Source organism: Flagellimonas nanhaiensis (assembly GCF_003382275.1).
GTDB lineage: Bacteria > Bacteroidota > Bacteroidia > Flavobacteriales > Flavobacteriaceae > Flagellimonas > Flagellimonas nanhaiensis.
This window is the reverse complement of record NZ_QTJX01000005.1, coordinates 15,336-33,563: the sequence shown is the minus strand read 5'-3', so window position 1 is coordinate 33,563 and position 18,228 is coordinate 15,336. Positions and strand designations below refer to the sequence as shown.

Annotated in this window: 22 protein-coding genes; 6 read left to right on the top strand and 16 right to left on the bottom strand. The window is 39.6% G+C overall.

The annotated features are described in order from the left end of the window. Nucleotides 1-15: 15 nt before the first annotated feature. The 7 genes from DX873_RS16075 to DX873_RS16045 form a co-directional block, all read right to left on the bottom strand. Entirely contained in the window at nt 16-459 is a 444-nt protein-coding gene (locus DX873_RS16075; RefSeq protein WP_116185653.1) for a hypothetical protein, read from the bottom strand. Nucleotides 460-509: 50 nt separating this feature from the next. Continuing rightward, nucleotides 510-950 (bottom strand): Hsp20/alpha crystallin family protein, encoded by a 441-nt coding sequence (locus DX873_RS16070; RefSeq protein WP_116185516.1) that lies wholly within the window; start codon nt 948-950, stop codon nt 510-512. 76 nt (nt 951-1,026) lie between these two features. Continuing rightward, a complete protein-coding gene (locus DX873_RS16065) occupies nt 1,027-1,431 on the bottom strand; it encodes a hypothetical protein (protein ID WP_116185515.1) in 405 nt (134 codons plus the stop codon). A 98-nt stretch (nt 1,432-1,529) separates the two neighbouring features. Beyond that, nucleotides 1,530-1,952, bottom strand: a complete 423-nt coding sequence (locus DX873_RS16060; protein ID WP_116185514.1) for a hypothetical protein — start codon at nt 1,950-1,952, stop codon at nt 1,530-1,532. Between the two features lie 11 nt (nt 1,953-1,963). Beyond that, on the bottom strand, nt 1,964-2,815 hold the full coding sequence (locus DX873_RS16055; protein ID WP_116185513.1) for a universal stress protein: 852 nt from the start codon (nt 2,813-2,815) through the stop codon (nt 1,964-1,966). 62 nt (nt 2,816-2,877) lie between these two features. After that, nucleotides 2,878-3,681 carry a universal stress protein gene (locus DX873_RS16050; RefSeq protein ID WP_116185512.1) on the bottom strand — a complete coding sequence of 268 codons (804 nt, stop codon included), beginning with the start codon at nt 3,679-3,681 and terminating at the stop codon, nt 2,878-2,880. 3 nt (nt 3,682-3,684) lie between these two features. Continuing rightward, nucleotides 3,685-4,533, bottom strand: a complete 849-nt coding sequence (locus DX873_RS16045) for a universal stress protein (RefSeq protein ID WP_116185511.1) — start codon at nt 4,531-4,533, stop codon at nt 3,685-3,687. Nucleotides 4,534-4,652: 119 nt separating this feature from the next. Here DX873_RS16045 and trxA point away from each other — a divergent pair, with 119 nt between their 5' ends. After that, the gene (gene trxA / locus DX873_RS16040) at nt 4,653-4,952 is read left to right on the top strand and encodes a thioredoxin (protein WP_116185510.1); all 300 of its coding nucleotides are present in this window, start codon (nt 4,653-4,655) and stop codon (nt 4,950-4,952) included. Nucleotides 4,953-4,957: 5 nt separating this feature from the next. Here the strand turns inward: trxA and DX873_RS16035 are convergent, their stop codons facing one another. The 7 genes from DX873_RS16035 to DX873_RS16005 all read right to left on the bottom strand — a co-directional run bounded on the left by DX873_RS16035 (nt 4,958) and on the right by DX873_RS16005 (nt 11,973). After that, a complete protein-coding gene (locus tag DX873_RS16035; RefSeq protein WP_116185509.1) occupies nt 4,958-5,812 on the bottom strand; it encodes a universal stress protein in 855 nt (284 codons plus the stop codon). 17 nt (nt 5,813-5,829) lie between these two features. Then, the gene (locus tag DX873_RS16030) at nt 5,830-6,681 is read right to left on the bottom strand and encodes a universal stress protein (RefSeq protein ID WP_116185508.1); all 852 of its coding nucleotides are present in this window, start codon (nt 6,679-6,681) and stop codon (nt 5,830-5,832) included. 6 nt (nt 6,682-6,687) lie between these two features. Continuing rightward, a complete protein-coding gene (locus DX873_RS16025; RefSeq protein WP_116185507.1) occupies nt 6,688-7,542 on the bottom strand; it encodes a universal stress protein in 855 nt (284 codons plus the stop codon). Nucleotides 7,543-7,557: 15 nt separating this feature from the next. Further along, on the bottom strand, nt 7,558-8,403 hold the full coding sequence (locus DX873_RS16020) for a universal stress protein (protein ID WP_116185506.1): 846 nt from the start codon (nt 8,401-8,403) through the stop codon (nt 7,558-7,560). 79 nt (nt 8,404-8,482) lie between these two features. After that, a complete protein-coding gene (locus DX873_RS16015; protein WP_181899539.1) occupies nt 8,483-9,325 on the bottom strand; it encodes a universal stress protein in 843 nt (280 codons plus the stop codon). Nucleotides 9,326-9,416: 91 nt separating this feature from the next. After that, the gene (locus DX873_RS16010) at nt 9,417-10,466 is read right to left on the bottom strand and encodes a response regulator (protein WP_116185652.1); all 1,050 of its coding nucleotides are present in this window, start codon (nt 10,464-10,466) and stop codon (nt 9,417-9,419) included. Further along, on the bottom strand, nt 10,444-11,973 hold the full coding sequence (locus DX873_RS16005) for a sensor histidine kinase (protein ID WP_181899538.1): 1,530 nt from the start codon (nt 11,971-11,973) through the stop codon (nt 10,444-10,446). The genes DX873_RS16010 and DX873_RS16005 overlap by 23 nt, the downstream gene beginning before the upstream one ends. 81 nt (nt 11,974-12,054) lie before the next feature. Between DX873_RS16005 and DX873_RS16000 the strand changes: the two genes are divergently transcribed. Next, entirely contained in the window at nt 12,055-12,462 is a 408-nt protein-coding gene (locus DX873_RS16000) for a hypothetical protein (protein WP_116185504.1), read from the top strand. Here DX873_RS16000 and DX873_RS15995 read toward each other — a convergent pair whose 3' ends face one another. Continuing rightward, nucleotides 12,463-13,374 (bottom strand): universal stress protein, encoded by a 912-nt coding sequence (locus DX873_RS15995; protein ID WP_232520960.1) that lies wholly within the window; start codon nt 13,372-13,374, stop codon nt 12,463-12,465. It abuts the gene before it with no gap. Between the two features lie 115 nt (nt 13,375-13,489). On the opposite strand from DX873_RS15995, the gene DX873_RS15990 reads away from it, so the two are divergent. From DX873_RS15990 to DX873_RS15975, 4 genes are all read left to right on the top strand, one after another. Then, nucleotides 13,490-14,122 carry a WG repeat-containing protein gene (locus DX873_RS15990; protein WP_116185503.1) on the top strand — a complete coding sequence of 211 codons (633 nt, stop codon included), beginning with the start codon at nt 13,490-13,492 and terminating at the stop codon, nt 14,120-14,122. 146 nt (nt 14,123-14,268) lie between these two features. After that, on the top strand, nt 14,269-15,354 hold the full coding sequence (locus DX873_RS15985) for an efflux RND transporter periplasmic adaptor subunit (RefSeq protein ID WP_116185502.1): 1,086 nt from the start codon (nt 14,269-14,271) through the stop codon (nt 15,352-15,354). Continuing rightward, a complete protein-coding gene (locus tag DX873_RS15980; protein ID WP_116185501.1) occupies nt 15,351-16,613 on the top strand; it encodes an ABC transporter permease in 1,263 nt (420 codons plus the stop codon). Before DX873_RS15985 ends, DX873_RS15980 begins: the two co-directional genes overlap by 4 nt. A gap of 3 nt (nt 16,614-16,616) precedes the next feature. After that, nucleotides 16,617-17,294 (top strand): ABC transporter ATP-binding protein, encoded by a 678-nt coding sequence (locus tag DX873_RS15975; protein ID WP_116185500.1) that lies wholly within the window; start codon nt 16,617-16,619, stop codon nt 17,292-17,294. Nucleotides 17,295-17,297: 3 nt separating this feature from the next. Here the strand turns inward: DX873_RS15975 and DX873_RS15970 are convergent, their stop codons facing one another. Continuing rightward, entirely contained in the window at nt 17,298-18,143 is an 846-nt protein-coding gene (locus tag DX873_RS15970; RefSeq protein ID WP_116185499.1) for a universal stress protein, read from the bottom strand. Between the last annotated feature and the right edge of the window lie 85 nt (nt 18,144-18,228).

Sequence of the window (18,228 nt, the reverse complement as noted above, 5' to 3'; positions counted from 1 at the left end):
CCACATCAGAACTGCTTAGTTGAGCAGTCTTTTTTGTTTTTTCTTTTTGATTACTTTGGATACAATGTTGAACATTTTGGTTTTCGTATCTCGATACTGTTCAAAGTATTCTTCCACTTCTTCTTTTAGATCGGCATGGGTATCCAAATAGGCATTCTCCATTCTTTTTTGATCCACATCATCCACCATGATCTGCAACTGATTTTCATGTAATCGAACCCTTTTGAAGAGTTTTTGTAAATCTTTTTCCAAAGTGTCCAGCATCTCAACCACTGGTTTTATGGTATTGAACATGTTTGCATCAATAATATCCAGGGTGTAATCCTTGACCATATTGTTCAAGAATTTTTGCTCATCCTTAGCAAATTCCAGTTCAGAATTCCATTTTTTCGATTCTACGTGAAGTTCGTCTGCACTGAACCATTCTCTGTATGATTTATTTTGGGTTTTTGATTTCATATTTTCAATATTGTAGCGGCAAATGGAATCCATTTGCCGCGTGTTCCACATCAAACAACCTCGATTATCTTTTTTGGGTTTTCCATTGCTCCATCTTTCTTAAGAAGATTGAGACTTAAAATCCCGTTCTCATAGGTTGCCTTTACATCCTTTGTTTGATCTACCGAATTGGGCAATTGCATGGTTCTTGTAAACGCATTGTAATTAAATTCCCTTCGGGTATACTCTTCATCTTTTTCGGTTTCTTCCTTACTTTTTTTGGCAGAAACCTCCAAGACGTCATCCTTCATGGTAATTTCAAAATCCTTTTTTTCAAAGCCGGGGGCTGCAATCTCAATTTCAAAATCACCATCATGTTCTTTCACGTTCATGGATGGAAGGGATTTCTCCAAGTTGAAAAAATCGTCATCAATGAAAGTGTCCCTGTTGAAGAAATCAATCAGGCTTTCGTTCCATGGGAATCGTTTTCCCTTTAGTTTAACAAGTGACATAATAACAGGTTTTTAGATTAATGAATTATGTTCTATTTCAATATAAAATCAGGCCTTGGGCCTAAAATGATCTATGTCAACATGAAGGTTTTCTTCTTTTAAGCACCGAACCGGCATAACTATAGACCTCTGTCTTTAGTTTTAGGTAATCATCAAAGTATTGCAACACCTTGTCCTGAAGTGCATGGTGCTTTTGAAAGAAATTCTTATCGCATATTTCCGGTGTGCACTCGATAATTCCACCTAAAAGGTTTATGTGCTTTAAAACAGCCTTTTTAAGCCGTTCTTTTTCCTTTTTTGACTTTAGCAGTTCTTGTCTGTAGGTTACTAACCTCTCAAATAGATTGGGTGTCCTGGGCTCAAAGACATAGGAGTTCAATAGTTTTTCAATAAAGGTCATTTCGTCCTCAATGAATTGAAGATGAGATTTCCATCTTTGTAATTGGGAATTGAGTACCTCTATTTTCTTTTCTTTGACCATATTCCGTGCCGTTCATTAAGTAATGGCGACTCATGAATATAAAGTTTGGTCGGTCTATTTGAAATGATTTAGGTCAATTTAGGGCGTGGTCAAACGAATTATTGATAACGGTCGTCTACATTGAAGGAGCGTTTGACCAACGCCTTAAATTGATTTTGAGTCATACTATCTGTTTTTTCCTTAAGCTTTACTTTATTGGCCAATTGAGGATAATTGGATTCCAGCTCTCTCATAAATTTATCAGGTGCTTCGGCCGGGCCAAACAATGCCAATTGGTCCGCATCTACCAGCTCCTGGGCAATTTTGGCAAAATATCGCTTTAGCTGATGTTTCTCTGTTTCTAAATATTTGCTGTCCTGAACTACATCTTGGGGACCCCATCTGGTTTTTGAACGTGAGCCTCCTTTGGGGTTAAAGAAATCCAATTCCGAAGGAATTGTAAAAATGCTCTTTTCCTTCCCATCTTCCAAGATTACTCCAAGCGCTTCCTGTTTATCCAACCAAATTCCTATTTGCTTCATTATTATCTTTTTCAATTATCATTGAGTTCCAAAATTGGGATAGTGGGGTCATACCCTATTTCCTTGACCAATGGGTTGGAAAGCATACTTCCAAAAAACCAATGTTTACGATTGAGGAAAGCTATCATATCACAAGGTTTGTTCTCCATAAAAAGATTGATGCCCTTACTCACTTTGACCCCAGGCACAAAATGCATTTCATAATCCGACCCATTCAAGATGTCCTGCAACAATTGTTTATTGGCTTCTTCGCTCTTGCTCAATTTACCATCCTTATCCTTGTCAATATGCACTACATTGATTTTTGAATCATGTAGTTTGGCTATTTCTATCAGATGTCCTATTTCCTGTTTTTTATAATCGGTCTTGTAATCGGTTGGAAACAGAATTTCTTTTGGAGTTGAAAAAGAATAGTCCACGGGCACGGCAATGACCGGGCATTCTTTGATTCTTTCCATTACAGCTACGGTATTGGTCCCAAAAATCCTAGCTCGGGATTCAGTGAGCCCTTTGGTTCCCATGATAACAATATCTATATCCTTTGCGGCTATGACGTGGTTAATGGCCTCAACAATGCTATTGAACGTACTTATGGAATGAAACCTATGTTTTGGGTTTTCAGGATACAACTTTATCATTTTCATTAAGCGCTCCATTTTTACCCGGGAATCTTTCTTTGCAGTTTCATAAAGACGTTCACCAGGTTCGGGAACCATCATACTGTCCAAAGTATACCCAGAAACTTGAAAGGCGTTCAACACGTAAAAATCGCATTCAACATCTTTGTAAAGTTGCATTGCATAGCGCAATGCATTCAATGCATTCCGGGAATAATCTGTGGGCAATAAAACTCGCTTGTCCATTTGATATAGCTTTGGTTTTCCTTAAAGCTAGTTTACATTATGCTTTTAAAACATGACGAAGGTCAATTTTTGGCCTGGGGTAAAATCAAAAATGGCAAATCCAATTTCACATTCAATTCCTTAATGATTCCCTTGCCTATAAATTCCAAGAAAAAATGATGTGGATAATACACCATGCAGAGCATATCAATACTCCATAGATCCACGAACTCCAGAATGGTCTTGGCCTTGTTTTGGAGCACAGGCATTTCTATTTCCTTGGACATTCCATTGGAAAATGCCGTAAAGAAATCCGCTTTGTTCTTGGATGCGGTGTTATCTTCCTTTCCTTCTTCAATGGTCATGGGCACCAATTCACATTTGGCGACTCCGGTAATGAATTTTAGAGCTTCAACGTTCTTGGAAGTAATGGGATTGGCATAGTTGGAGATAAAGGCCATTTTAGATACTTTTTTAAAGTCTATCTCCAGAGGAACTATCAAAATGGGGCAACAGGTAATTTCCCGAACCAATTGCATTGCATTGTTTCCGAACAAAATATCTTTCATTTCATCATGTCCTTTATTACCAATAACCATAAGGTCGAAATTATTTTCTTTGGCATACTGTGCCACACCGTCTATTAAATTTGAGTGTAACCCGGTTTTTTTAAACGTATGTCTTTGATTCTTCCCAACATCCCGGACCAATCTGTGCACAATGGAATCGAGACCTTCCTTTGATTCATCTTTGGCTACTTGTCCGCCATCAGCATAAACATTGAGAACATGGAATGTGCATTCTTCATCTTCCAATAGATGCGCAGCATAGAATAGAGCATTGTATGAGTTATCTGAAAAATCGGTAGGTACCAGCAATTGTAACATGTCTTAAGATTTAGATTTATATGGAAGTACTAAAAAGGGAACATTGGAGTGCAATCCGATGTTTCTTATCACGGGTTCAACAAAAAGGCGTTCCAAAAAAGAATGTTTGTTCTTTACCATGACCAGTAAACCAAATGGAACGCGCTCTTGAAAAACATTTATGGCATTTATCAATTCTTGGTCAGGTAAGTCATGAACTTGATGAGGCGTGTCTTTGATCATCTTTTCCAAAGCCCTTTTATATTTTTTCTGCTCCGATGTCAATCCTTGCGGAGCTGTAACGTGTATGACGTTTATCTTACTTTCCCAAATTTTGGACAACCAAAGTATTACATCAAGCTCCGTGCGTTTATAGTCTATCTCGTAGTCCGTTGGGAACGCGATTTCTTTGAGAGCCGAAAATTTATAGGTCGAGGGAACCGCCAGTACCGGAATGCCCACCTTCCTAAAAATATGTACTGTATTGGAACCAAAAAGAACCTCTTTGGCTCCAGTAGCTCCCTGGGTACCCATTATAATCATATCTATGTTCTCGTTCTTTACCACGGAACACATTTCGTCATCCAAAGTATTGAAGGCAGCATGCGGAACATAGGTATGTTTAGGGTTGGGATATAGTTTCCTTAAACGCTTTACAATCTTATCCAAGGTTGTTTCGGCCAAGTGTTGATGGTCATCTGGCAATCCAAATTTACCAGGACTTCCCATGGAATAATCCACCCTGTAAAGGGCAGGTGTGTACGCATGAACAATAAAAAATATACATGTTGTGCTCTGGAGCAATTCCACAGCATAGCACATTGCATTGAATGCGTTTTCCGAGAAGTCTGTTGGCAATAGTATCTTTTTCATTGGATTAGTTTCAACCCTACATCATATAAAACTATAGCAGCAGGTACTTTCATACTATGATATCCATCAATTGGAGAGAAAATCCGATTTTATAAATTGCGGTCATAATTGCAAAACAGATGAAAGCAAGCTTTTCGGAAATCATTGGTACGGATCAATTGGTATTGATTGATTTTCATGCGGATTGGTGTGGCCCCTGTAAAATGTTGGCCCCTATTTTGAAGGAAGTAAAGGAAGAGATGGGGAGTGCTATCAGAATAATCAAGATTGATGTGGATAAAAACCAATCTTTGGCCAGCAAATATCAAGTTAGGGGAGTCCCCACGATGATTGCATTTAAAAATGGAAAGCAACTCTGGCGGCAATCAGGGGTATTGCAAAAACAGTCCATAATACAGACGTTACAATCCTTTTTGTAGTGTTTTTATTCAAAAAGGTGTGTTACCAAAAATGGCACTGAAGTATTGAACGATATCTTTTTGATGACAGCTTCACGGGTCAATTTTTCAAAAAAGCCATGCCAATAATTGATCATGGCCACCATATCTATCTTTTCGTTGTTCTCCACCAAATCCTGTATTGTTGTACTAACGGATGCCCCGCTGTCAACGTCCACAAACTTATGATTTACAGATTTTAGGTGTTCTTTTATAAGGTCACGGGCATTTTTCTGTTGTGGACTTAGCTCTTCGGGGTTTCCAACATAGGTGATTTGAACCTTGGAATCAAACAGTTTTGCAATTTCTATTAAGGGTTTAAACTCATAGGCTTCGTAGAGATGTTCATAGCCTGTTGCCAGTAAAATTGTGTTGATGGTTCCCTCACTTTTATACTCTTCAGGAACGGCTATAATAGGGCAGAAATTGATATCCTTGATAATTTTGTAGGTATTGCTTCCCATAAATACTTCCTTAAGACCGGTAGCCCCTTTGGTTCCCATAATTATACAATCAACCTCTTTTCCATAGACCGTTCTACCCACTGCATTGGTAAGACTATCTACTATGGACAATGTTGTGAAGGTATGTTCTGGATTCTGATCTATGGACTTGATTCTTTTCAACACCTTTTCAAGCCCTTGTTCAGATTCCTCTTTTAATATTCTAAAAAGTCTGGTCTCATTTAACTTCGCTCTTTTTGTAGTAAGTCCTGAGGAGCCTACTTTAAAAGCGTTTATAACAAAAAACTCACAAGGAGCTTCTTTGAAAATGGACAACGCATATTCAATTGCGTTCCACGCATTCTCGGAAAAATCGGTGGGCAATACTATTCGTTTCATACGAAAACTATTTTAGGTTATCCGTCAAAATCTGGTAGCACCAGTAGAGGCACCTGGGTCCTAAAGCTCACTTTTTTTACCACAGGTTCCTGGGTCAATCCTTCAAAAAAACCATGAGAGTGATTGGTAAGTACTATCATATCGGCTTTTTGCTCTTCTGTAAACTGTCTGATTGCTTCCGCTACAGTTGTCCTGATTTCCACTCTATGAAATGAAGTAGGGTAATCTCCAAAACGCTTTTTTAAAACCTCCTTATTGGCCTGTTGCAATTCTGACAGTTTAAATTCTTGGGCAACATGGAATACGTTTATCTGAGGTTTCCATTGTCGGAATAATTGAAGCAGTGGGCACAATACATTTTTGGGGTAAAAATGAGCATACTCCGTTGGAAAGACCACCAATTGCAATTTTTGGAAGTTAAAGGCCTCTGGCACCACCAAAATGGCACAGTTCTTTACTTTTTTAAGCACTTTTACCGCATTACTTCCCATAAAAATCTCTTTGGCTGCGGTTGAGCCCTTGGTTCCCATAACTATGGCGTCCAAATCATATCTGGACACTAATTGTTCAATGGTTTCAACTAAATCCCCAGCAACGGAAAGTACTTCAAAACTATGTTTTGAATTCTTGTGGTTTGTATCTAAATACTCTTTGGCTTTTGCCAATTCTGCTTGTGATGCTTCCGATAGGGATTTGTAAACAACCCCAGCCCGCGAACTACTTTTAAATCCTGCTACGTTTTGGGTTTTGGGTTCGTAAGTGTTCAGCAGATAAAACTTGCATTCCAAATCTGTATGAAGTTTGGTGGCCATAAATATGGCATTCCACGCATTTTCAGAAAAATCGGTGAGCAACAGAATATTTTTCATCGTCTTTTATTTAGAAATCCTGGCCGAGTCCGGAAGTACTAGAAAGGGAACCGAACAGTGGTACCCTACGGAATCTACATTCTGTTTTAGAACAAGCCTGTCCAAAAAAGAATGTTTTCTGTTCATCATTGCAATAAGCCCCATTTGGTTCTCCTCTACATAGGAATGGACAATGTTCGGCATATATGCATCTAGAACATCCTCAAAAATGGTTGAAAGTCCACTCAATAGTTGTTGTAGGTGTTCTTTGTTTTTTTCTTGTGCCTGAGTGAAGTCCGGCTCCTCCACAGCATGGACCACATGAAGGGTGGCACTACATTCTTTGACCAAATTGATCAAGGGAGCAATTTCATGGGGTTTATATTTTGACCAATATCCAGTGGGAAGTAAAACTTTTTCAATGGGTTGATATTGATACCCACTTGGAACCGCCAGTACCGGAACTGTAGACTTTCTTATGACATGGACCGTGTTGGAACCCAAAAAAAACTCCTTGGCCCCTGATGCACCTTGAGTTCCCATTACCACCATATCTATAGCTTTATCCTCACAGATTTCACCAATTTCGTCTGTCAACGTGTTGAAGGCAGATAAACTTTCAAACTGGTGCTTAGGGTTCTTGTACTCTTTTTGGATACGCTCCAGGGTAATTTCCAATCCCTTAAGCGAAATGTCAACCCCAACATCGGGAATTGCACTGAGCACAGGTCCGCCGACCAAATAATCCACTCGGTAAAAAGAAGGAGTATAGGTATTCAGCAAGAAGAATTTGCACTCCTCATTCTTGAAGAATTCAAGGGCATATGCTATAGCATTCCATGCATTCTTGGAGAAATCGGTAGGTAGCAAAATCTGTTTCATTGCGTTTGTTTTATGTTATCTGTGTAGGTTCTGCATCACCAAAAATGGCACCTTGACCTTTAGGCTCAATAAATCAACGGTGGATCTATAGAGCATATCCTCAAAAAAGGAATGTCTGGAGTTCACCATCACTAGCATACCCACGTCTTTTTCTTTTATGTACTCCATTATTGCCTCTGCCTTGTTCTTTACCGAGGTAGTATCAAAGGATAGGTAGGCTCGGTTAAGGGCTCCCTCCAAGAATAGTTTGTTGTCCTCTTGTCTAGGGCTCAACACCTCAAAATCTGTTATATAGAGACAATGAATCTCCGATTTAAGGTCTCCTGCTAAATCTCCCAGTAGTTTTAGTTCCCTTCGTTTGTACGGAAGCATATAATCTGTAGGGAAAAGTATGGTTTTGGGCTGTTTGTACTCAAAGTCCTTTGGCACTGCCAACACCGGGCATTGCACATATTTAAAGACCTCTATGGTATAACTGCCAAATGTGGTTTTATGGTCACTGGTTTCCCCTTTGGTACCCATAATGACCATATCAATGTTCATTTCGTTCACAAAATCATTGATACCATCCACCAGATTGTCAAAAGATGCAATGGTTTCAAATGTGTGCAATGGATTTGGCGGGTGGTCCATTACTTCTTCGACCAACTTATCCAACTTCTCCTCTATCTCCCTCCTTTTCTTTTCTTCGGCCTTCTTGATTTCTTCTTGTGGGGTTGTTTTGTACTCCCCGTAGACCTCATCGGCAAAGGCGTGTAGAATAAAAAAACATGTTCGTTTGCATTTGTACAGTTCTTGGGCATATTTAAGTGCCTGCAATGCATTGTTCGAAAAATCAGTAGGAATAAGGACCGTTCGCATAACCACTCTTTTTTCAAAGGTAACCGAGGGGCTAATCCTAAAAAATGATTTTGGTCAATGCTATTTTTGACAAATCATCCTACTCATGGATCACATAAAATGGAATCTTTGTGTGGAAACTGATTTTTTCCACGATGGGATCAAAAAGAATCTGTTCTATGAAGTTGAGGTTCTTGGCCACCATAATGATCATCTCTACATCCCTACTTTCCACAAAACATTGAATGGCCGATTTAACATTTTTATTGGTGACCGTGTGGAAGCTGAATCTTTCCTGAAAGCTTTCCTCCAGATAGTCAAAAAGATATTCTTTGTTGGTCTCCTGTTCTATACTAAGTCCATCTCCATTTCTTATGGCATTCATTATCCTTAGTTTACCGCTTCCCACCTCTAGCATCTCCTCTATGGACCTCAGGATGTAGTGCGAATAAAATATATTGAAATCCGTGGGGAAGGCTATTTCTTGTGGAAGGTGGAATTCTACATCATTGGGTATGACCAGCGTATTGCATTGTACTTTAGTAATGACATCGCCAGCATTGCTGCCCACTACCTTCTCCTTTAAACCTGAAGCGCCCTTGGTCCCCATTACAATGAGCTCAATATCTTTTTCCTCCAATTGTTTCCGTATGGTGGGAACAAAGAAACCGAACTCCAGAAGGGGGTAAAAATGATGTTTGCCATTTGTATTTTGTTTTTTGAACCCGTCCACCAAATCGGCCAATCTTTCTTTGGCGTCCTCTTTGGGCTCATCGTTGTTGAGTTTAGGGAGCACCCCAAATGAATTCGTTTGTGAATCCAAGAGGGTCCCTACAAACAAGATGTAAAAATTGCACTCTAAAGAATTGAACAATATTTGGGAATATTTGAGGGCATTCTTAGAGTTTTCTGAAAAATCCGTGGGGACCAAAATATTTTTCATACAAACCGAATGAGCCCACAAGTTGGTCATTCCGTGAAGAATACTAAATGACCAATATCATTTACTTTTTACAAATGACCTGTATTTTAGCTCAATGCACATTTTCTAGAGCTTCTTTATCCAAAACTCTAATGTTTCTGTTCTCAATGGCTATTAAACCTTCACTTTTGAAATCGGAAAGGGTTCTGATCAGACTTTCAGTAGCAATGCCCGCCACGCCTGCGAGGTCGCTTCTGGCTATTTTCAGCACTTTTTGATTGCCTTTGCTTATTGCCTTTGCATACATCAACAGGGTCTGGGCCGTTTTTTTCCTGACCGAGCTATAGGCCATCTGCAACAATTGTTTTTTTATCTGCGCCAAATCACCTGCCATGATATTCATCAGTTCCAGGGAAACATTTTGATTTTCTTCCAAAATTGACTTCAGACGTACTTTTGGGATTCCCGCGAGCTCTACCTCCTCAATGGCAATGGCATATTCTTCATACGGAGTATGTTCGGTCAAGGATGTGAAACCCAGAAAATCATCCGCAGAATAAATGGTGGTTATGAGTTCTTTTCCCTCTTCATCTAATCTACAACACTTTACAACCCCTTTTAGAATAAGGTATATTGTATTGGAATGATCCCCAACACTGTAAATGGTCTGTTCTTTTTTGTATGTTGTGCTAACGCCATGGTCATCAAAAAAGTTTTTGAGCTCGTTCAATGATCTAATATCCCCTTCTTTCTTTTTCGCCTTGTTTCTTTCCAAGAACGCAGATTCCATTTGTTCCGCCTTCTCCAATCTTGTATTTATGGCATTGAGCAGTTCATCCTCCTCAAAAGGTTTGGTCAGGTAGTCATCTGCTCCCAATTCCATTCCCTTTCTTACCTCATGGCGCTCGGTCTTTGCAGATACAAATATGAACGGGATATGTCTTGTGGTTTCACATGAAGACAATTGCTCCAGTACCTCGTAACCGTCCATTTCCGGCATCATAATGTCACATAGAACAAGGTCTGGATGTTCAATTTTGGCCATTTCAACGGCTTGTTGGCCATTGGCAGCTGCAAAAACCCGAAACCCGGACAGATCCAATAGTTCTTCAACATTTTCACGTAATGAGGCATCATCCTCAACCAATAGAATCTTTTTCATTTCCATTAGGTTTTATAGGTATGGTCAATGTAAATGTTGAACCTTCACCCTGTTTACTTTTAAAACAAATATCTCCTTCTAAATTTTGCATGTGTCTTCTGACCGTATTCAGACCAATTCCTGTTCCCTGGGTTGTCAATACATTGCTTGCCCTAAAATAGCGATCAAAAATGAAAGGCTGATCTTCTTGTGGTATACCAAACCCTTTGTCAATTACTTCAATTTTAAGCTGTTTCTTCCCATTGATTACCTTCAACCTGACATTTGTGCCTTCAGATGAATATTTGATTGCATTGAGCACCAAATTGGATAGGGCCAGTGCCAAAATCTTCTCATCAAATGTAATGTTTATTCCATCTATATCCTTTGGATATAGGATTCTTTGTCCTTCTTTCAGCAGGGTATTGGAATCATAGATCACTTCATTGATCAACTTGCTCAAAGGAAAACTAGTGATGTTATACCTGACCTTGCCAGAGTCCAATCGCTCCACAGAAAGAAAATCAGAAAGTATATTGTCCAGGTACTTTACCTTGGACTTAATTGTAGTTATATGCTTATCCCTTTTTTCTTGCTGATCAGTTTCTGTATACTTGGACAACAAGGAAGTCGACGTTAAAATACTGGTCAGCGGGGTCTTAAACTCATGGGAAACCAAGGAAAGGAATTTTGTCTTGAGCTCGTTCAATTTCTTCTCTGCTTTCAGGGCCTCGCTCAACTGTTGTGTGCGCTCTTCAACTGTTTGCTCTAATCTTTGGGTATAGTTCTTTCGATCAGTGATATCCAAAACAATCATTACACACACCTCTTTCTTTGCAATTTTTGAAAGCTGCAGGTGTACTTCAACGGGGTATTGGGTTTTATCCTTTCTTTGAAAAACGCTTTCAAAATCAATCTTCTCGGACTTGCTATTTTGCAAAGGCCACACCAGTCTTCTAAAACTCTCCTTTGAAAGTTCCGGCATTACATCCAAGATGGCCATTTGGTCCAACTCCTGCATAGAGTGGCCAAGGTTCCGTTGGGCGCCATGATTTACATTTAAGAACTGTAATGTATTTACATCGAAGACGTAAATTTCATTTAGGGATTCATTAAAAATCCTATACCAGTGGTCAATTGCCTGTTCAGCCTTCTTGCGTTCGGTAATGTCCACCACAATGGCCATTACATACCGCTTTCTTAATAGAACAAATGGATTAAGGCTGATTTCTAAAGGAAATTCACTGCCATCCTGTCGAACCCCAAAAAGGTCCAAGTCCGCGCCCATTTCCCTTTTTTCCCCTTTTTTGATGAACCCCCCAGCATCTCTTTTATGCTGATTTCTTGCTTTTTTGGGAATCAATACTTGTAACTCTTGCCCATTGAGACCATCTTTAGGGTAACCAAACATCTCATTGGCCATGGTATTGCTAGCCGCTATTACCTGTTGGTCATTGACAATAAGAATACCCTCATAAACTACCTCTGAGAGTATCTTAAAAACATCTTTCTTTTCAAACAGCTTCACAATTTAAAGTTACTGATTTAGGTCATGGGTAGAGGTAATTTCCATGACTATATTTAGTCCTGAGCATCAAAAGTTAAGAAAATGTTGGATACAAGGAAAAAGCAGGGAAAGGAATTTTATCAAAACTTGGGAAGATTGTTCTATGCCGTGGCCTTGGCAGACCACAGCATTCATATTCAAGAAATTGAAAGATTGAAGGAAGTGGTGCGGGAGCATTGGTTGGATGTGGATGACATTAAAGATGAATATGGCAATGATGCCGCTTTTCAGATTGAGACCATTTTTAACCAGCTATTGGAATACGGACAAAAGTCAGACGGAATGTTCCAGGAGTTTAAAGATTTTTATATGGAGCATAAGACGCTCTTCCCTGAAAAAATCAAACAATTGATCAAACTGACAGCAAGGGCAATATCCTCCGCGTTTGCCGGAAACAATAAATCTGAATTGATTATGCTGGGACGTATTGAACTGTTGTTCAACGAATAATCAAAGTTTTATGGTCAAAACCGGAAGCTTGGCATGATTGGCAACGTCCTCTGCCCTACTTCCCTTAAAGAAATGTGCTATTCCACGTTTTCCATGAGTGGGAATTGCCAAAAGATCGGCTCCATGTTCAAGGCAAAAATTAAAGATGCCCTTTTCCACACTGTGGTAGTTATAAATTTTTATTGGCGCTTCTTCCCCTAGTTCTTTATTAAAATCCCTGATTTTATGCTCAACATCCGAGAACCCCATATAGTTGGCCCCGGAAGTGTTCACAAATACAATCTCAATTGAAGCGGAAAAAAGCTGAGCAAATGCTACAGCCTTGTGATAGGCAGGAATGTTCTCCGGCTTTAAATCACAAGCAAATACCATTTTTTTAATTTGAAAGTCTTCATGGGGCTTTTTGATTACTAAAACCGGGATACTGGAAGTCCTCACCACCTTTTCCGCATTTGAACCCGCAAAAATCTCACTAAAGCCACTGGTTCCATGTGAGCCAATTACTATTAAATCGCAATTCTGTTCTTCGGCCACATAGTTTACCTCACTAAAATCCTTATAATTTTGAATAATGGCTTCCAGAGGTATGTCCTTAAGGGATTCCTTGTTTGTAAATTCCCGAATCTTGTCCTTGGTAAGGTCCAAATAGTATTTTGCTTCCTGTCTCTCTTCCATTTCAGATTTGGCCATGACCGATTCTGACAATCCCAACATGTGCAAAATAACAATCCCTGCTTCATGCTTTTTTGCAATTTGCGAAGCAACATCCAAGGCATAGCCAGAATGCTCGGAAAAATCCACAGGTACCAATATTTTTTTCATTACACTCATCTCGGCGGTTAAAAGAACTCGGCTTTTCCAATGAAAAGAAAACGCGGAATCCGTAACATTAATTCCAGGTATAGTTTCCATTTTGTGCAGTTTTAATTCAAAAATAAATCTAGGTAAACTCTTAGTCCATGACCCAGGTCATTTCACATAATCCATGCACGGTTGAACTTTATAAGAATCACAAAAAATTACTGCCATGAAAAAGATTATCGCCATACTGATAGCAATCTGGTGTGCTGGTTTAAGTGCCCAATTGCCAAAAAATCTAGATCAAGTTACTCCTTTTCATGAGGGACTTGCTGCCATTCAAAAAGGAAACCATTGGGCCTTTATTGACGACCTCGGTAATATCATCATCAATTTTAGGGATGATATCTATTGGAACAAAACGGGCGAAACTGCCCATGATGATATACGCTCCGTGCTTTATCCCAAATTCTCAGATGGACTCTGCATTGTTCAAAAGAAGGTTGACGATATTCCCGTTTTTGGCTTCATCAACACCAAAGGGGATCTGGTCATAGAGCATCAATTCTTAAATGTTAGGCCATTTGAGAATGGATTTACTACCGGAGTCATGTTTGAAAAGGTTAAAAGAGGTCAAAACGAATTCAAGTTGGATATTTATGAATATAAATTCTACGAGGTTTTAGTGGACTCCAAAGGAAATATCGTCGAATTTTTGAGTAGGCGGTACAATATCCAAATGACAAAAAAGCGTTACAAAATGCCCTTGATTCTTTCAAAAATTCTCAACGACAAATTGATTGCGGTTAAAAACGAAGACAACTGGGAATTGAAAAAATGGAATCTAAACCAAAGTCCTTGAACCTATTAAGGGCGGAAAAAAACAACTACTTTTCCATTTGTTTTAGGATTGGTGCAACATCCATACCTAGATAAATCCCATACTGATCAAGCTCATGTTTTAAGCAATATTTTTATTAGTAATTTGGACGCTCACACCCTTTCAAGATGAAATATTTGTTTCCCATCCTTTTTGTTTTTCTTGGTTTAGTTTCTTGTGGTGACAGCACAGAAAAAATCTTTCCGGAAAAAATGCCCTTAACGGAATCGGTTTATGCCTCTGCTACGGTACAACCAGATAGCTTGTATCAAGCCTATTCGGCTGTAATTGGAATTTTGGATATAATTTGGGTAGAGGAAGGTGATGAAGTCAAAAAAGATGATAAAATTCTTCAGATCATCAATACCTCGCCAGAGCTCAACATGAAAAATGCCCAATTGGCGCTGCAATTGGCCAGAGAAAACTATGGTGGAAACGCTGCAATACTCACCGGAATTCTAGATGAAATCCGGGCAGCGGAGCTCACCTACAAAAATGATTCCATCAACTATTTCAGGCAAAAGAACCTTTGGGACCAAAACATTGGATCAAAGGTAGAGTTTGATAACAGAAAACTGGCCTACGAACTCTCACAAAACAACTTAAAACTGCTCAAACGGAAGTACGATCGTACAAAAAATGAATTGGAAACTGTTCTGCAGCAAGCGGAAAACAATTATAAAACCTCGCTTACCAACTCCGAGGACTTTACCATTACCAGTAAAATAAATGGTAAAGTGTACGCTCTTTTTAAAGAGCCCGGAGAAATAGTGAACACCATGGAGCCCGTAGCTTCGGTTGGCCAGAGCAACAAATTTGTGGTGGAATTACTGGTGGATGAGGTGGATATTGTTAAGTTGACCCTGGGCCAAAAAGTCTACATAACATTGGATGCCTATAATTCGGAAGTTTTTGAAGCTGTTTTGGAAAAAATCTATCCCAGAAAAGATGAGAGGTCGCAAACTTTCAAAGTGGAAGCTCTTTTTAAAGACCCTCCGGCCACACTATATCCTGGACTTTCCGGAGAGGGAAACATCATAATTGCGGAAAAAAAAGAAACCTTGACCATTCCCAAGGAATATCTTGTTGGTGAATCCAAAGTAATTACAGAAGAAGGCGAAACGGAAATCACCATTGGTCTTCAAAACCTGGATCGGGTGGAAGTATTACAGGGAATCAACGAAAATACAGCAATCTATAGGCCTGAAAGATGATCAATTGGCAAGTTATATTGGGCATAGCCAAAACGCATCTAATTACCAAGATGAAATCCACGGTAACGGCCACCCTTGGGGTAACCTTTGGAATTGGGGCCTATATTACCTTGGTAAGTTTTATGACCGGTCTTAATGGCATGTTAGATGACCTGATTCTTAATCAGACGCCCCACATCCATATGTACAACGAAATACGGCCATCGGAAAAGCAACCTATTGCACTTTATGATGAGTTTAAAGATGCCTTAAACGTTGTGCATTCCATCAAGCCCAAACAAAGCCAGAAAAAAATACACAATGCCCTGCCCATATTGAACCACCTCAAATCGCATCCAAATGTCAAGGGGGCAACTCCACAACTTAGGGCACAAATCTTTTATCTCTCCGGGTCCATTGAACTGGGTGGAAACCTTATCGGAGTAGATATCATGGAAGAGGCTCGACTTTCCAACATTCAGGATAACATAGTGGAAGGTACTCCAGAGGCTTTGAATAATCTTGACGACGGAATTCTACTCGGGGCCGGATTGGCAGAAAAAATGTCCTTGTCCGTTGGAGACCGGGTTCAAATCAGTACAGTTTCGGGGAATATTTTTCCTTTAAAAATTGTGGGCATATATCAAAGTGGGATTGCCGATATCGATAATATACAAAGCTTTGCCAATCTTAAAACTGTTCAACGCATTGAAGGCGAAGCTGAAAACTATGTGACCGACATCAATATAAAATTGTTCGATATCCAAAAGGCCGAACCTATGGCTAGATTGTTGGAAAAACAATTCAATGCAAAGGCAATAGATATTAATCAGGCCAACGCCCAGTTCGAAACTGGTTCCAGCATCAGGAACATGATTACTTATGCCGTGTCCATTACGTTACTAATTGTGGCTGGTTTTGGAATTTACAACATCCTGAATATGCTCATTTATGAAAAAATGAAGGATATCGCCATTTTAAAGGCCACCGGATTTTCGGGCAGGGACGTGCAATTGATTTTTATGAGTCAAGCCATGATCATAGGGCTTATCGGCGGGGTTTTAGGGCTGACCATTGGTTTTTTACTGTCCACGGTTATAGATCGTGCTCCTTTTGAAACCGAGGCCCTTCCCACCATATCCACATTTCCAGTTAATTACAACATGGCGTATTACATTATTGGGATAACGTTTGCATTGATTTCCACATTTGTTGCAGGGTACTTGCCCTCAAAACGTGCCAAAAAAATAGATCCGGTAAAAATTATAAGAGGTACTTAGTGTATGAATCTTGTCCTAGAAGCTAAAAATATCAACAAACACTTCTATAAACCCAAGGATTTTCATGTTCTGAAAGATATTTCCTTTGGAGTACATGAGGGTGAATTTGCCTCTATTATGGGGAAATCAGGCTCTGGAAAATCCACATTGCTGTACATACTTTCCACTATGGACACCGATTATACAGGGGAACTGTTTCTCAATCAAGAATTGGTCTCAGGGAAAAGCCATCAGGAACTCTCCAGAATACGAAACAAGCATATTGGTTTTGTGTTTCAGTTCCATTATCTGTTGTCTGAGTTCAGTGTGTTGGAAAACGTAATGCTTCCGGCAAAGAAATTAGCTGAAAAATCCAACGCCGAAATTGCAAAGGACGCACAAGAAAAATTGGAAATGTTGCACATAGGGCATTTAGCCCATCAAAGGGCATCTAGAATTTCAGGAGGTGAAAAACAGCGTGTGGCCATCGCCCGAGCATTGATCAACAACCCAACAATTCTAATGGGGGATGAACCTACTGGGAATCTGGACAGCCACAACTCGGAAAATGTATTCAACATCTTTAAAAGCCTGAAGGAGGAACAGGGACTTTCCTTATTGGTGGTCACGCACGATGAAGATTTTGCCAAACGTACAGACCGAATCATTCAAATGGAAGATGGCATGATCGTAGATCAATAAGGGTTACAAATTGGCCTTATTCATGCTCAAAATGGGGAAATTTCCTTTGGACATCATCCGTTTCACCAAATCTTCCCGGGTTAAAAATCCCAGGAAACTTGATTTTTCACGCTCCAGCATTACCACCAAATCTGTATCCAATTCCTCAACTTGAGATAAAAGGGTACCAAAGATATCCTCGGAACGTACCAGTCTGAAATCCATTTTTGGATACGAGACCTTTTGCCCCAGCATTTCCTCAAACCATTGCATTTGGTCCTCTCCGGCATACTCATCCGCAGTGCCCACATGAAGAATATTTATGAAGGAATCAAGAGGTTTGGCAAGTTTATGCACCAACCAATCCATGGCCTGGATATCTGTTTCTTCAAAATCGGTGGCATAGGTAATTTTCTTGAAAGTATACTTTTCCATAGGTTCAGGTATGGCCAACACCGGACAAGGACTTTTGTCTATCATCCCTTTGGTGCTGCTTCCCATGAGCACCTCCCTAAATGCACTTTTCCCCTTCAATCCCATTACCACCATAGACGCACCATACTCATTGATCGTCTCCACAATGGCATCATTGATAATGGCATTTTCACGTACTTCAAACTTGGTAGAGCTTTCTGGTTCCTCCCCTAAATGCATTGTGTAGAATTCCTGTAACTTTTTATGGTACTTTTCAAATGCCTCCTTCTCCATTTTGGCGTAGGTCACGCTCAAGGGTGTCACCAAAGCTACTTTTAGGTCGAACACATGAAGCAAAATCAGTTGTGAATTCAATTTTTTGCTAAGGGAATGTGCCATCTTCATGGCGGCAATTGAATTGTCCGAAAAGTCAGTTGTATATAATATTGGCCCCATGTCCTTTTTATGATGAAGCTATAGCTTCTTGTAGTAAGGAGAAATGATTTTTATCAACATTCGGGAAATCCTGGAGCTTTAAATT